Consider the following 16436-nt stretch of genomic DNA (forward strand, 5'->3'; position numbering starts at 1 on the left):
TTAGCGATCCACGTCAGCCATTACGACGTCAATTGTCGCTAAATAAATGATTAAGTCAGACATTAAGCTGCCGTTAATCACAGAAGGCATTTGCTGTAAGTGCGTGAAGGTTGGTGTACGGATACGTGTACGGTAACTCATCGTTGACTTGTCTGAAGTCAAGTAGTAGTTCGACGCACCTTTTACCACTTCCGCCATTACAGAGCTTTCGCCTGCTGGCATTACAGGACCCCATGACACGCTCAAGAAGTGCGTAATCAATGTTTCGATGTCTTGTAAAGTTTTATCTTTTGGTGGTGGAACAGCCAGTGGATGGTCTGCTTTGTATGCACCAGAAGGCATGTTGTCTAAACATTGCTTGATGATTTTCAGCGATTCTTCAATTTCACGGAAGTGAACAAGAACACGTGCATAAGCATCGCCTTCGTACTCTAAAGGCACATCAAAGTCGTAGTTTTCGTAGCCGCTATAAGGACGGTATTTACGAACGTCGAAATCAATACCTGTAGCACGTAGACCAGTACCCGTTACACCCCAAGCCAATGCAGATTTAGCATCATACTGAGCAACATTACGGGTACGACCGATAAACACTGAGTTTTTAAGTGCTGCAGTGTAGTACTCGTTCATACGCTTCGGCATCCAATCTAGGATTTCGCGAATGAGGTGCTGCCAGTTGTTTGGCAAGTCGTGCGCTGTACCACCGATACGGAACCATGCTGGATGCATACGGTAACCCGTGATCGCTTCGATCGCGTCATAGATTTTTTGACGGTCAGCGAACATATAGAATACTGGGGTCATACCGCCGGCATCCTGAATCGCAGTACCAATGAACAATAAGTGGTTATTGATACGGAACAATTCAGACATCATGACACGGATACATTGTGCACGATCAGGAACGGTAATCCCTGCCATTTGCTCTACGCCAAGAACGTAAGGCATGTTTTGCGCACAACCACCTAAGTAGTCAACACGGTCTGTATACGGAATGAATGAGTGCCATGTTTGACGCTCAGCCATTTTTTCCACACCACGGTGGTGATAGCCGATGTCAGGAACACAGTCTTTCACTTCTTCACCGTCCAACTGCAAGATCACACGGAAGGCACCGTGCGCAGATGGATGGTTAGGACCCAAGTTTAGGAACATGAAGTCTTCATCATCGTTCCCACGCTTCATACCCCAATCTTCAGGTACGAAACGAAGATGTTCTTGTTCGTAATCCTGTTTCGCTTGGTTTTGGCGATAAGGCGTGTATTCAGTCGCACGTGCAGAATATTCTTTACGTAACGGGTGACCTTCCCAATATGTTGGCAACAAGATACGACGGAGCATTGGATGCCCTTCGAAGTTGATACCAAACATGTCGTAAGCTTCACGTTCGTACCAGTTGGCATTTGGCCAAATGTTGGTTGCCGTTGGAATGTTTACATCATTCTCAGCTAATGCAACCTTGATACGAATATCACTGTTACGCTCAAGCGATAACAGATGATAGAACACAGTGAAGTCAGATGCAGGCAGACCATCGCGGTGTGTACGTAAACGCTCATCAACCGCAGACAAGTCAAACAGCATCACGTATGGACGTGACACCGTACGCAAGAACATTAAAACTTCTTGTACACGTGCGCGCTCAACCCAGACTGTTGGAAAGTCTTCAAAAGTCGTTTGCACGTAGAAGTTCTCACCAAATTTGGTTTTGAGCTCTTCTACAATTGCAAATGCAGGGCGGGAATCAACTGGAGTTGATTCTGGCATAGCAATGTCAGTTTCAGCCATTGGCTTGGCTTCCTATTTAATACAAATTCAGTCAATCAAAACGACAATTACACCCAGTCCGGGTGTATCAATATTTCATCGCAGTGATTATTTAATTTCATCCATTGAGCGTAAGTTTTTCACTGCAATACGCTGTGCGTTCTTACGGTCACGTTCTGGCATCATCTTTGGCTTATACACTGGCTTAAGATCATCACCAATCACGGCCGATAAAGGACGGCGCTCAAGTTGAATCTGGTCTTGCAATAACATCAATGCCTGAATTAAAGCTTCAGGACGTGGTGGGCAACCCGGGATATACACATCGACAGGGATGATTTTATCCACACCTTGTACAACTGAATAAATGTCGTACATACCACCAGAGTTTGCACATGCGCCCATTGAGATTACCCATTTAGGCTCAAGCATTTGCTCGTACAAACGTTGAATTACAGGCGCCATTTTCATGAAGCATGTACCTGCAACAATCATCAAGTCAGCTTGACGTGGTGAAGCACGAATAACCTCGGCACCGAAACGTGACAAGTCATGCACGCCTGTTAAAGTCGTTGCATACTCTACGTAGCAGCAAGATGTACCAAAGTTGAACGGCCAAACTGAGTTTTTACGACCCCAGTTTACTGCTGTATGTGCAACATCCTCTAAACGAGTCATGAACACATTTTTATTCACTTCTTCTTCAAGCGGATCGGTAACGATTTGACGCTCTTGAAGTGGATATTGATCAGCATCCGGATTCGCACGGGTTAATGTATATTTCATCCCGTCTTACTCCTTGTCAGATGATGCAGTCGGTGACTTAGATTTCACACGACCAGATGATTGCGCTGGAATTTGACCTGTAGGGTCCATAACCAACTCTTCAATAGAGTTAAAGCGTGTGATTTCTGCGATATCCATATTTGGCGAACCAATTTTAGGTTTAATTCCCGCCGCTTTACGCTTGTCAGAAGGTGACCAATTTAAACCACCAGAAGACAATTCATAAACCAAACCAGCAAGTAAAACTAAAATAAAGACTGCTGCAGCTGCAAAACCAACCCACCCAGTTTCACGAACAGAAGATGCCCATGCATAAAGGTAAAGTGCTTCGATATCGAACACCACGAAGAAGATCGCAACTAAATAGAATTTCGCAGACAAGCGAATACGTGCACCACCAGCACCTACTACACCTGACTCAAACTGCTCTTGCTTAGCACGACCCCATGATTTACCCCCAAGGAGTAAAGGGACGGTCAGCATAAAGACGCAAAGGAATGTAACGCCGATCACGAAGGCAATAATTGCCCAATCGTATGGAGTAATGGCACTCATGCGGGGATAACTCCTGGCAGGCCTATTTATTAACAAAGAATGTATGTATTGGCCTTCAAATACACCAAACACAAAATTAATCCCGCCAATTGTACCTGATTGAGGAGGCTTCTTGCTAGCTTATCGATATTCGTCTTTAGGATGATTTTTTAATCATTTCAGCATTTAAATTGGGTTTACTCCCTTAAATTTAGGATTAATCGTTTAATTAGATTAGATCTTATTTTTTTATTAATTATTACATTTATGTGATTTTAACAGAAAACTATGACTGTTCAGTTTCATGAACAAATCCTTCAACTTTTAGCTCATGTATTAAATTTTCATGGCCGTATCATTTATTAAATAAATTCCATCTTGTTTCAAATTGGTTGCCTGTTTGATTCCATCTATTAGCTTTGATCTTACCCCTAAAATGAAAAACAAGTTGAATTAGCACAAAGAAAAAAGTCTTTTTTTAGCTTCTTGTGACTTTTTTGCAATTCTTTGACACGACCCACAAAGAGTGTGATATTTGTATTTAAAACACAAAAAGCAATCACAACGGAGAGACAATAATGACTTTAGAATTTACGCATAAACCTGATTATTTTCTATCTGCGCAATTGGTGATTCACCATATTAAAAGCTACTTAGATAAGCATCCTGATGCTCAAAATGCCATTTTTGATTTACGTGATATCTATGAGTTGTTACGACAAGATTTAGCTTCTGCAACAACCAACCTTAACGGGATTATGAATATTGCAGATGAATATAAACTTGAAACTTTAAACGGTGATCAAAAACTTATTAGCAATTATTCTATCGATGCTAAAAACAACTCCTTACTCATCGATTTTAATGCAGATGCTCTTGCCGCATTAAAAAATGGCAAACCTATTATTGAACCCGATGCAACAATTACGGAATAAGTAGAAAACTGATATCAAAAAGCCATTCAAATTGAATGGCTTTTTATACTTATCATTCACTAAAATCAGCTTAGCTACATATCTAAGCTTACTTAATTTTCATTGGTACTCGGCTCTTTAATATCTAACTTCGGTTTATTTTTCTTAAAACGAGTTGCAGGCCATGTCATGGTGAAACGCGCTCCACCTAATATTGGACTTTCATCAATATCAATAGTCCCGCCAAACCAATATGCAATACGACTAACAATCGATAAGCCTAAACCATAGCCCCCTGAAGCACGGGTACGACTATCATCTAAACGCGCAAAGGCATCAAAAATACGCTTACGATCTTCTTCTGGAATGCCGGGGCCATCATCTTCAACACAGATATAAGCCATACCTTCATCATTCACACCACCACTAATCAGCACTTTATCATCACAATATCGCACTGCATTCCCCACCAAGTTTTGTACAACACGGTGTAAATAGCGACGCTCGGTTTCCACAACCACTCCAATTGGTGGTGCTTGCAATTCCAAGGTTTTCCCAGTCTTTAAGGCTTCAGTTTCAATCAAGACCTGATCTAAAACTTCAAACAAGCTAACATCTTCAAATTCTAAAGATGGCATGCCCTGCTCAAGTTTGGCATAAGTCATGATTTCATCAATTAAAGTATTTAGAGCCTCAATATCTTTATCAATCTGTTCGACTTGCTGCTGACGGTAGTCATAATCATCTTCATCCGCCATCATTTCTACACCAAAGCGAATACGTGCCACGGGTGTCCGCAGTTCATGCGATACCGCGCGCATTAACTCACGCTGAGCTTCAATTAAACGCTCAATATGATCTGACATGGAGTTATAGCTCGATGCTAAAGTACCAAACTCATCCGTGCTTTCGACAGGCAGACGTACAGATAAGTCCCCGCCCTTCATTTTATTTAACGCATAATTTACAGCACGCAGTTTACGTTGCATCGGCACCAATAGACCATAAACACCCAAGCTCAAGACAAACAAGCTCAGTAGCGTAATACCCGCTGCCAACTGGAAAGGCATCCAATTAAATAATGGTACCGGCCCCATGACCAAGACTTCTGAAGTTGAGCTTGGAATTGGTGATACGATCGAAATAGTTGTGCCGCGCTCAGTCGCACTATCACGATACAAAATAATGCTGTGATCTAAGCGTAATCGGCCGATTTGCTCAGAATCTAAAGGCAAACTCTGAACATTTTGAATTGAAATTGGATAAGAAAAATGATGTTGGATTTTTTCAAGATATTGTTTTTCTTGACCAGGGTAATACACCAAATAATCCAGTATAAATACAGGCAATGCTTTCATTTGGCGTTCTGAAATATTATCAGCTTTTATATATAGTAGATGTGCAGGATCATCTTTTAAGCCAATAATAATATAAGCTGCTGTGGTTTGTGCGTCCCAACGCACTACAGCTTTACGCTCTTCTATACGTTTTGTTTCTGCTCGGGTTAAATCAACCTGATTAGCTTTTACATAATAAATAGGCAACTCAAGTAGATCAGATGCATCTGACACCCAATCTGACTTTTGTTGTTCATTTGGCTGACGTGCAATACCTTCACTTATAATGAAAGCCAAACCGTCAGTAAGCGATTCACGATATTCTTGCGCGCGCTGGTAGTTAATGATTTGCACCAGCAAATAGCCAAATGTAGCGACTAAAAAGACTAAAATCAGTAGCCCCGCATAAACGCGCAAAAATATACTGTGTTTAAACACGTAAAAGTGTCCTACTTTGCCAAACTAAGGGACGGTATTTTACATTAAATGCCGTTGGTTTCTTTTACGAATAAATAACCTTTACTACGTACGGTCTTAATGCGTTTCGGGTTTTCTGGATCATCACCAATTTTTGGACGAATTCGCGAGATACGCACGTCAATTGAACGGTCTTGACCATCGTATTCAATACCACGCAGACGCTCAAAAATATCTTCACGAGAAAGAATGCGACCCGCATTAGATGCCAACAACCATAAAAGGTCATATTCTGCACTGGTAAAGTCAACCAACTCATTATTAAGTGTGACAGAACGACCACCATTATCAATTACAAGATCATCAAATTCGATGCGCTGTGCAACCTCATCTTCTGGTGCTTTGTCTGTACGACGTAATAATGCACGAATACGCGCAAGTAAAACGCGAGGTTGAACAGGTTTTGCAACATAGTCATCTGCACCCATTTCTAGACCCAACACTTGGTCCATGTCTTCGGTACGTGCAGTCAACATTAAAATTGGTTGATGGTAGTGTGGGCGAACTTCACGACAAATGGTTAAACCATCTGCACCCGGAAGCATCACGTCGAGTAATACCATATCTGGTTGTTCAGCGATAATACGGCGAATCGCACGATTACCGTCTGGTTCTACCCCAACTTCAAGTCCGTTACGGATTAAGTATTCTTGAGTTAAACGAGCAAGACGCTCATCGTCTTCAACAATTAAAATTTTAGGTAACTTTTCTTCTTGGCTCATTGATTGCCCCTTATTTGATTGGGCGTATCCTATTTGAAATCCGATAGATACGCTTAAACATAGTTTGCAATATACACACGTTTACATTGTAAACAAGATGGCATTCACCAAACTGATACATCAATATCGTATTTTGTAATAAATTTTAACCTGCTACATTTTTGCAGCCGTATTTACCAATCATTTCCATGACCTATTGCTCACAATACCAACAATTATAAATTTGGATACATTTTCATCGAATAAAAACTGACTGATTAATTCACAACTTTTTAGGCTTTCTGAAGTTATCCACAATGTTATCTATAAGCACTCTTTTTCGACTTTGCTATGCTATGCCCTTGTCGGATAAGGCATATATAACAAAGATAAAAAATAGGGATTTTTTGAGATGGATTTCTGCCAGAAAAGTTCAAAGCATTTAGTAAAATGTCAATATTGATATACCCTGAATTTTCCCGTATCTTGTGTTCAATAAATTTTTAAACCACTAGGTCTTGTGTTTAAACCTCAAACACTGTGGCATAAAAATTGCCCAGTTCAAACGGTCCTAACATAAAAATAGATGACAAATGGAGCTATGCTAGCATGAGCGTAACGAATTCAACCCCTGGTCAAATTCAGGTGATTAAACGCACCGGTGACGTTGCACCTTTTGATGCAGAAAAAATCTCTGTGGCGATTGGTAAAGCGTTCTTGGCCGTTGAAGGCCAGCAAAGCGCTGACTCCAGCCGTATTCATGACCGTATCTCTCAATTAACTGAGATGGTATTGAATACCTTTAACCGTCGTTTACCTTCTGGCGGTACCATTCATATTGAAGAAATTCAGGATCAGGTTGAACTTGCGCTTATGCGTACAGGTGAGCAAAAAGTTGCTCGCTCTTACGTGATTTACCGCGAACAACGTGCCGAAGCTCGTAAACAAACTGGTGCTCACCACCACCCTACTTTACAAGTGACAGGTTCAAACGGTCAGCTTAAACCGCTTGATCTTGGCGCACTTGAGGCAAATATTGTTAAAGCAGCTGAAGGTTTAGAAGGCATCGATGTTCGAGCGATTATCGATGAGACTGTAAAAAACCTTTATAACGGCGTAAAAGAGTCAGACATCTCAACGACCATGATGATGGCAACTCGTACACGTATCGAACAAGAACCAAACTATACATACGTGACTGCGCGTTTATTGCGTAACGACCTTGTTGCTACAGGGTTAGAGTTCTTAGGTTTACCTGTAGATACCGCTGAAGGCGATGCACTAGAAACTTTCTTGAAAAAAGGGATTGAATTAGACCTTCTTTCACCTGAATTGTTAAACTTTGATTTAGCAAAACTTGCTGCAGCGATTCAGCCAGAGCGTTCAAACCAATTTACATATTTAGGTTTACAAACGTTATTCGATCGTTACTTCATCCACTCAGATGGTGTACGTTTCGAATTACCACAATTATTCTTCATGCGTGTTTCAATGGGTCTTTCATTGAACGAAGAAAATCGTGAAGAACGTGCAATCGAATTCTATAACTTATTGTCTAGCTTCGATTACATGGCGTCTACGCCTACTCTATTTAACTCTGGTACTTTACGTCCACAGTTATCTAGCTGTTACTTAACAACGATTTCAGATGACCTTTACAACATTTATGGCGCAATGCGTGATAACGCAATGTTGTCTAAATGGGCGGGTGGTTTAGGTAATGACTGGACACCAGTTCGTGCGCTTAACTCGTACATCAAAGGTACAAATGGTAAGTCACAAGGTGTTGTACCGTTCCTTAAAGTTGCCAACGATACTGCTGTTGCAGTCAACCAAGGTGGTAAACGTAAAGGTGCAGTATGTGCATATCTTGAAACTTGGCACTTGGACATCGAAGAATTCCTAGAACTTCGTAAGAACACGGGTGATGACCGTCGTCGTACACACGACATGAACACAGCGAACTGGGTTCCAGATTTGTTTATGCAACGTGTATTCGAAGATGCTGAATGGACTCTGTTCACACCATCTGAAACACCTGATTTGCATGACCTAACAGGTGCAGAATTTGCTGAACGCTATGCTTACTACGAAGGCATTGCAAAAGAAACCAACATGCTACATAAGAAAGTCCGTGCGAAAGACTTATGGCGCAAAATGTTGTCTATGTTGTTTGAAACTGGTCACCCTTGGATCACATTCAAAGACGTATGTAACTTACGTTCACCACAACAACACGTTGGTGTAGTTCACTCTTCTAACTTGTGTACAGAAATTACGCTGAACACGAACGAAGATGAAATCGCAGTATGTAACTTAGGTTCAATTAACCTTGTACAACACGTGCAAGGCGGTGTGTTAGATCGTGAAAAGCTTGCTCGTACAGTTAAAACTGCTGTTCGTATGCTCGACAACGTGATTGACATCAACTACTACGCTGTTCCTCAAGCTCGTAACTCGAACTTAAAACACCGTCCAGTGGGTATGGGTATCATGGGCTTCCAAGATGCTTTATACGAAATGAAATTGGCTTATGGTTCTGATGCTGCGGTTGAGTTCGCTGATGAATCTATGGAAGTGATTTCTTACTACGCGATTCAAACATCTAGCGACTTGGCAGTTGAACGTGGTACTTACGAGACATTTAAAGGTTCACTTTGGGATCAAGGTATCTTGCCAATTGACTCTTTAGATATCGTACAAAAAGCTCGTCCTGACCGTATGTTCGAAGTTGACCGTACAACACGTTTGGACTGGGATACTTTACGTACTAAAGTTCAAAAAGACGGTATGCGCAACTCAAACGTGATGGCAATTGCACCGACTGCAACCATTTCGAACATTTGTGGCGTATCACAGTCAATCGAACCAACTTTCCAAAACTTGTATGTGAAATCTAACCTTTCTGGTGAATTCACAGTGATCAACCCGTACCTAGTACGTGCGTTAAAAGATCGCGGTCTTTGGGATTCTGTAATGGTCAACGACCTGAAACACTTCGAAGGTTCGGTTCAAAAAATTGCACGTATTCCTGAAGAGCTTAAAGCAATCTTCGCGACTGCGTTCGAAGTTGAGCCACGTTGGATTGTTGATGCTGCATCACGTCGTCAAAAATGGATCGACCAAGCTCAGTCTCTTAACCTTTACATCTCTGGTGCAAACGGTAAGAAACTTGATATGACGTACAAAATGGCATGGTTACGTGGTCTAAAAACCACTTACTACCTACGTGCATTGGGTGCGACTTCTGCTGAGAAATCAACCATTAACACTGGCGCATTGAACGCAGTTAAGCCTGCTACTGTTGCAGCACCTGTAACAGCTGTTGCGAAAGAAGAGCCTAAAGCTGAAGTTGCTGCTGAAGAAGAAGGTTTTAGTCAAGCAGCTCCAGTGCCAATGGCATGTTCAATTGACAACCCTGATTGTGAGGCTTGTCAATAATGCAAAAAGTTTCTATGGGTGAGCTAATAATATTCATGATTTTACTACTACTAATTGTAGTAGCAATCAAAGGATAAAAATATGCTAGAACATTTGCCTCTGCATTAGAGGCTTTTGTTCAACCCATAGATTTTTGCCAAAATCACAGATCTTAAAGGAAAACTCCATGCCACATATGACGCATAACTATCAGTTAGGGCTTATTGCTTTGGTGGTTTCCTTTATTTTGACTTTTTATGTCCCGATCGCCTATTTCTGGTTTAAGGCATATAAATCGCGTAATCAAAATAAGTAGTTTTATAGACAGAATTACTTCTTTTGATAATGTAGAAATACACAATCAAACCTAGATCAAAGATTATGAAAGATAGAAAGTAATTGGAGATTTAGAAAGGATTTGGGGAAAATGTTGGGGATATTGGCGTATCCCCTCCATAAATCTCAGATAACCGAGAATACGGTTGACTGAAAGCTTTCGTCTAAGAAAGTAACGAAATCTTCGTTCACTTTGGGCTTTGAGTCAACTGTTAATTATCACTTTTAAACTAAACCTATGTTTTTAGGAGTTTTAAAAATGAGTATCAAACTACAGTTAATCATTAACAAAGTTACAGGAGATTTTTATGAGCCAATGGTGCTTAAGCTACGATCTTAAAAACAAACCAAGTTCAAATTATTCAAGAATTTACCAAACTCTTGGACAATATGAACACACTCGATTACAACAGTCGATTTGGTTGCTAAATACAACTAAATCTTCTGATGAAATCATAAATGATTTTAGGCATTGCGTTGATCAAGATGACCGTTTTGCGGTTTTCCCAATTGACCAAAATTTATTAAACATTTTAAAGGAGTAAATACCCCGACCATTTATTGTTCACAATAAATGGTTTTGAAATAGAGAGAGGTTTATAATCTCTTCTCTATTTCAGTGGGGTTCATTGCTTTTTAAATAAAGTGAGGAGAATCCCATGTCTATCCTAAGTTGGGACGATTTCGAAGATGATGAACCGAAACAAGCTGCACAAGCTCACCAGCCTGCGCCCGTCGAACCGCAAAAAACGACTGATTCGCAAGTGGTATCTAATGCACAGCACTCATCGCCGAATTTGGCAGCTGCACAACCCGCTCGAACCAGTACAAATCGACCAACAGATCCAACCGATCCGTTGGCAAGAGCATCTAACGCTCTAGAAAATCTAGACGTTGCACCTGGCTTAGAAGAGCTAGAAATGGGTGCTCAGCGTGTTCAAGTTGACGATAAAGCGATGATCAACTGCCGCGCTGACTTAAACCAACTTGTACCATTCAAATACGAATGGGCTTGGCAAAAATATCTAGACGGTTGTGCAAACCACTGGATGCCGCAAGAAGTGAACATGAACCATGACATCGCACTTTGGAAGTCTGAAAATGGCTTAACCGAAGATGAGCGTACCATTGTTATGCGTTCTTTAGGTTTCTTCTCGACTGCGGATTCATTGGTTGCGAACAACTTGGTTCTTGCAATCTACCGTCACATTACTAACCCTGAATGCCGTCAGTACATCTTACGTCAATCATTTGAAGAAGCGATTCACACGCACGCTTACCAATACTGTATCGAATCTTTAGGTATGGACGAAGGCGAAGTCTTCAACATGTACCGTGAAATTCCTTCAGTGGCTCGTAAAGCAGCTTGGGGTCTGAAATATACACAATCTTTAAGTGATCCTACGTTCAAAACAGGTACACCTGAAAACGACCAAATCTTGCTTCGCAACTTGATCGCGTTCTACTGCGTACTTGAAGGTATCTTCTTCTACTGTGGTTTCAGCCAAATCTTGTCTATGGGTCGTCGTAACAAGATGAATGGTGTTGCTGAGCAATTCCAATACATCTTACGTGATGAATCTATGCACTTGAACTTTGGTATCGACATGATCAACCAAATCAAGATCGAAAACCCTCACCTATGGACTGCTGAGTTCCAAGAAGAAATCATTCAAATGATTCTTGAAGGTACTATGCTTGAAATCGAATATGCTCGTGACACTATGCCACGCGGTGTATTGGGTATGAATGCAGGCATGATGGAAGAATACTTGAAGTTCATCTGTAACCGTCGTTTGAGCCAATTGGGCTTGCCTGAACAATTTGCTGGTGTGAATAACCCATTCCAGTGGATGTCAGAAATGATGGACTTACGTAAAGAGAAGAACTTCTTTGAAACTCGCGTAACGGATTACCAAACTGGTGGTGCGTTAAGCTGGTAATTGATAAATCGTCACGCGACACATAAGTTGTCATTTGCGACACATAAGTTGTCATTGAGAAAACCGCCATTCATGGCGGTTTCTTTTATATGATCATAAATTAAAGCAAAACTTTTATACTAATTTTCGATTAATACTCATAAATGAAAGATAGAGGGGTAATAAAAAGTGCAAGAAGCGCAAACTTTCGAATTCAAAATTTTAAATGATGATGCGGCTATTGAAGATTTATTTGAGTACAAGACACATCAACATTCAGCAGCGACTTTATACCAAGTCATTAACTCTTCTAGTGGAAATATAACTATTGGTTTAGAAGGCTCTTGGGGAGCAGGAAAATCAACTGTAATAAATATGTTTCGTCAAAATTTAATTGATCATAATGAAGCTACTTTATTCTTTTTATTTGATGCTTGGGCTCATGAAGACGATCCTCTTCGAAGAATTTTTTTAGAAAGCCTTATTCAAACAATTGACCCTGAATCAAAGAATAGTGATCTACAAGAATTACAAAAACAATTAAATGGCAGGAAAAAGACAGTAGAGGTTAGTGCTAAAAAATCTGCATCTAGATTAGGGAAATTATTATCTGTTTGTGCATTTGCAGTACCAGCGGGGATTGCTTTTTTTAACAAGCTAAATTTCGATAAATTAAGTTTTGACTCAGCAAACCCAATTTACTGGACCTTCTTAATCTTTTTTCCTTTATCTTTAATTTTCTTATTTAGTCCAGTATGGGTACTTATGTATTGGTCTAAAAAAGGAGATCTTGACCCTCTTACAAATAAAAGAAATTGGGATTTCTTTAGAACCGAATCCACCGAAAACTACACCCAAGATATCTCTGAGCAAGGCGAAAGAACATCGATAGAGTTTCAAAATTACTTTCAACAAATTTTAGAAATTTCTTTTAAGTCAAATAACTACACCAAAGCCCTTATTGTTATAGACAACTTGGATCGTGTCGATGCAGACCAAGCAAAAAGTATCTGGTCAACTCTTCAAACTTTTTTCCAAAACCGCTCACTATCAAATATAGGGGATAGCCAGCAAAACAAAATTTGGTTTATTGTGCCTTATGATAGAGATGGTTTCTCAGCGATCTGGGATAAAGATAAAGCAGAGACAGCAGCATCCTTTTTGGACAAATGCTTTCAAGTACGTGTAGAGGTACCTCAACCAATTACCTCTAATTGGCTTGGGTATTGCCGTCAAAGCATTAATCAATCATTAATAGGTTGGTCACAAGATAGCAAAGATGCACTATTAAATGAATATAGTAGGATCGTTGCAGTTAAAGAAAGTACACCTACACCACGAAAAATGAGAGCTTGGGTTAATCAAGTTGGTGTTAATGGGTTTAGATGGAAAGAGAAATTTTCAACTAAAGCTATTGCGTTATATTCTTTTTTACATCTGCAATACAGTGGTACTGAACTAAAAAAATTTCTAGTTGAAAATAATAGTGTTACGTTATCTTTTAGCAAAGATACAGTTTTAATGTATGAGTTGGCTGGTTTATTATTTGGAGTTGAAAAAGAAAAGGGTGCAGAGCTTTTATTAAAAGAAATTATCATCAGTACTTTAGATGAGTTATCCCCTAACAGCCTTCGAAATCTTGCTGATGAACACAAAACAGTTTTTTGGCTTACATGGTCTACAAATTGGGAAATTTTTCTTGAAAGAAATAATACATTTGAATCAGGTAAATTAAATCATTTTACAAATTACATATGTGCTGAGTTTACTATTCATGATCAACAAATTTTTCAATACATGGAAGCTATCTTGGAACAATGGAAAAGAATCAAATCTAGCGATTGGGAGTTAAATGAAGCTTGGAAATACGGTGAAACATTAAATACTCTAATTTCTCTCTTAGGAAAAAAAGATACCGATATAAAATGGCTAACAACTAGTATTAGACAACTATGTATTCAAGTCATAGCAAAACCTGAAGCCATTAAAAACTCAGACCCTTTAACAGAATTAAGAACACTGATTGATACGGTTGGTAATTTAGGTGGTACCTTCCCTATATTAAGTTATCAATCTTTAAACAAAGAGCAATGGACAAAATGGTTAGCTCTTACTATAAGTCACAATATTAAATTCTTTGAAATTACTCCTAACTTAAATGAATTTGCTTCTTGGAGCGTCAACGCCTTAACTAATTTGACTCAAATAAAATCTGAAGATGTAAGACTACTTATCGAAACAATTCCATATGTAAGAACAAAAACAAATTGGAATGGTGTGGCAGAGAAAATAGTAGCGCTCTTTAGTACAACTTATAACCAAAGAATAAAGGATATTGATGAACTTTATGAATTAACATTTGCACTTCTTTCCAATTTTTCTTTTAAAGAGCTAACGGAATCATTAAAAACTAATCCACAACTAAAACAAACGATAGGCACAGAGAAAGCAGTAGATAATTCTTCTTTATATTTTCTAGTTGCACTGCTTTTTACTGAAGAAATTCAGACTCAGAGTCAATTTGTAAGGCAAGATATAAAAGATTATTGGAAGACATCTTCTCCAGAAAAAATTTCACATACTATTCAATTTTTAGCTAAATACAACAAACTTGATCTTGTTTCAAGAATTGCTCGCAATAAAGAAAATCTTCTAGCTCTTGAGATAATTAAATCAAGTGAGCATGAACAACTGTTTGGCACAGAATCTGAGACTGCCCTCTTTGTTGATGAATATAACTCGCATCTTCAAAATGATCAGCAGATATCAGATGTCATTAATAAAATATGCTCAATGGGTGGATTTGATACTGAAATACAAAGCATCTACAAGGATAACCCATTGGATTATAGTAAATGTTCATGTTTATTTTTAGAACATGGAGATGAGCATACACAAAACAAAGTTATTGAGCTTACCAAAAATATTGGCAAAGAGGTTTGGGAGAAAGATTTAAATGAAGATAAAAAGCTTCTCCAGCTCTTTAACTATCCAATCCAGCTTGATTACAAATTTAGTGAAGCTTTCTTCCTATGGCTATCAGAAACTATTGAAAATGGTGATACGAATCAGAAAGAGGTTTGGAAACACACTGATAAAATTTCAGAATACCTTTTAGATAAAGAAAATAATATTAGTAAAATATGTAATGAATATTTCCAACAACCTAAAGACTATATTGATGATGATGGATTCCAATATCTACAAACATATTGGCAAGATTTATCTTTAATTCCTCCTGAATATATATCTGAAAAAATTAAGTTATGGTTGGATAACAATCAATGGAGTCGGATTTATTGGTTACTGACTAAAAATCCTAGTAAACCTCAGAATAAATCCGAAAGTCTCATTTCAAGGGTGATCGCAAAAATAGAAGAACTCAAATCTGAAGAAGATTCTGCAGAAACAAAAGCACTAAATAAACTTTATGAGATCTATAAATAATCTTTAAATATATAAAGGGCTTAGAGGATAAATCTAAGTCCTTAATTTTCAAACATAAAAGAAGTAATAAGAACTGTAATATCAGTATCCAAAACCTTTAACCAATCCATTAATTCAATCACATCAAGTCTTCGCTCTAAGATTTCAACTTTGGAAACATACGATTGAGGCTTATTCAAACGACGTGCAAGTTCCACCTGAGTTACATTTTTAGACTCACGCAGTTCTATAAGTTTCTTAATTAGGTCTTGATACCTAGGATCGTGTATTGAGCGCATGGCTCAATATCAGTTACAATTAAAAATATCCCAAAATAGGATATTTTTAATTTAACACTATCTGTTTACTGAATTTTTTCTTTTGGATAATATTTGAACGATAGTCTAGGAATGCACTGTGAAGCAAAAATTTTCTATAGCCAAAATCAACAGCATTGTTAAAAAGAATTTAGCAGGTGTAACTGTCGAACAAATTTGCGAAGAGTACAAAATCAGTGTCGCAACTTTCTACCGCTGGAAGGCAAGTTACATAGATATTAATGAGCAAATTCTGATTCGCTTAGACAAATTGGAACAAGAAAATTTGGCTCTCAAACAAATGTATGCTGAAGAAAGACTGTCTAAGCGCCTAGAAATGTAATATGTATTCATCAAATCTCGCATGTATATTGAGACTGTAAATTAAATTGTGTAATTGCCTGAATTTGCTATGTTCATATTCACAACGGAGTCAGGCAACATGATGAACGAACAAAAACTAAAAGACCTTGCAGCAGAATTTGCTAAAGGAATCAAA

The 16436-nt window shown here is 38.8% G+C and carries 12 protein-coding genes; 6 read left to right on the forward strand and 6 right to left on the reverse strand.

Going from position 1 to position 16436, the window contains the following annotated elements:
• From nuoC to ndhC, 3 genes are all read right to left on the reverse strand, one after another.
• Entirely contained in the window at window positions 1-1788 is a 1788-nt protein-coding gene (gene nuoC, locus FTT99_RS03235) for an NADH-quinone oxidoreductase subunit C/D (RefSeq protein ID WP_078191104.1), read from the reverse strand.
• 87 nt (window positions 1789-1875) lie between these two features.
• Complete coding sequence (locus FTT99_RS03240; RefSeq protein WP_078191105.1) at window positions 1876-2553, reverse strand: NADH-quinone oxidoreductase subunit B family protein; 678 nt, start codon at window positions 2551-2553, stop codon at window positions 1876-1878.
• 6 nt (window positions 2554-2559) lie between these two features.
• Window positions 2560-3108, reverse strand: coding sequence for an NADH-quinone oxidoreductase subunit A (gene ndhC, locus FTT99_RS03245; RefSeq protein ID WP_078192295.1), 549 nt, complete (start codon window positions 3106-3108; stop codon window positions 2560-2562).
• Between the two features lie 557 nt (window positions 3109-3665).
• Here ndhC and FTT99_RS03250 point away from each other — a divergent pair.
• Window positions 3666-4022, forward strand: a complete 357-nt coding sequence (locus tag FTT99_RS03250; RefSeq protein ID WP_078192296.1) for a hypothetical protein — start codon at window positions 3666-3668, stop codon at window positions 4020-4022.
• Between the two features lie 92 nt (window positions 4023-4114).
• On the opposite strand, the gene bfmS is transcribed toward FTT99_RS03250, so the two are convergent.
• Window positions 4115-5776 carry a sensor histidine kinase BfmS gene (gene bfmS, locus FTT99_RS03255; protein WP_078192297.1) on the reverse strand — a complete coding sequence of 554 codons (1662 nt, stop codon included), beginning with the start codon at window positions 5774-5776 and terminating at the stop codon, window positions 4115-4117.
• Between the two features lie 44 nt (window positions 5777-5820).
• The gene (bfmR, locus tag FTT99_RS03260; RefSeq protein ID WP_067764711.1) at window positions 5821-6537 is read right to left on the reverse strand and encodes a response regulator transcription factor BfmR; all 717 of its coding nucleotides are present in this window, start codon (window positions 6535-6537) and stop codon (window positions 5821-5823) included.
• A 588-nt stretch (window positions 6538-7125) separates the two neighbouring features.
• On the opposite strand from bfmR, the gene FTT99_RS03265 reads away from it, so the two are divergent.
• The 4 genes from FTT99_RS03265 to FTT99_RS03280 all read left to right on the forward strand — a co-directional run bounded on the left by FTT99_RS03265 (window position 7126) and on the right by FTT99_RS03280 (window position 15641).
• Window positions 7126-9957: a ribonucleoside-diphosphate reductase subunit alpha gene (locus FTT99_RS03265; protein ID WP_180129990.1), complete on the forward strand. Its 2832-nt coding sequence runs from the start codon at window positions 7126-7128 to the stop codon at window positions 9955-9957.
• Between the two features lie 623 nt (window positions 9958-10580).
• On the forward strand, window positions 10581-10817 hold the full coding sequence (locus FTT99_RS03270; RefSeq protein ID WP_180055543.1) for a CRISPR-associated protein Cas2: 237 nt from the start codon (window positions 10581-10583) through the stop codon (window positions 10815-10817).
• A 114-nt stretch (window positions 10818-10931) separates the two neighbouring features.
• Window positions 10932-12215 (forward strand): ribonucleotide-diphosphate reductase subunit beta, encoded by a 1284-nt coding sequence (locus FTT99_RS03275; protein ID WP_078191110.1) that lies wholly within the window; start codon window positions 10932-10934, stop codon window positions 12213-12215.
• Window positions 12216-12383: 168 nt separating this feature from the next.
• Complete coding sequence (locus tag FTT99_RS03280) at window positions 12384-15641, forward strand: P-loop NTPase fold protein (protein ID WP_180161220.1); 3258 nt, start codon at window positions 12384-12386, stop codon at window positions 15639-15641.
• Between the two features lie 41 nt (window positions 15642-15682).
• On the opposite strand, the gene FTT99_RS03285 is transcribed toward FTT99_RS03280, so the two are convergent.
• Complete coding sequence (locus tag FTT99_RS03285; RefSeq protein ID WP_180132155.1) at window positions 15683-15919, reverse strand: helix-turn-helix domain-containing protein; 237 nt, start codon at window positions 15917-15919, stop codon at window positions 15683-15685.
• Window positions 15920-16037: 118 nt separating this feature from the next.
• Between FTT99_RS03285 and FTT99_RS03290 the strand changes: the two genes are divergently transcribed.
• Complete coding sequence (locus FTT99_RS03290; RefSeq protein ID WP_180132154.1) at window positions 16038-16280, forward strand: transposase; 243 nt, start codon at window positions 16038-16040, stop codon at window positions 16278-16280.
• Window positions 16281-16436: the final 156 nt, after the last annotated feature.

This window comes from Acinetobacter sp. YH12040 (assembly GCF_013420005.1).
GTDB classification, from domain to species: domain Bacteria; phylum Pseudomonadota; class Gammaproteobacteria; order Pseudomonadales; family Moraxellaceae; genus Acinetobacter; species Acinetobacter amyesii.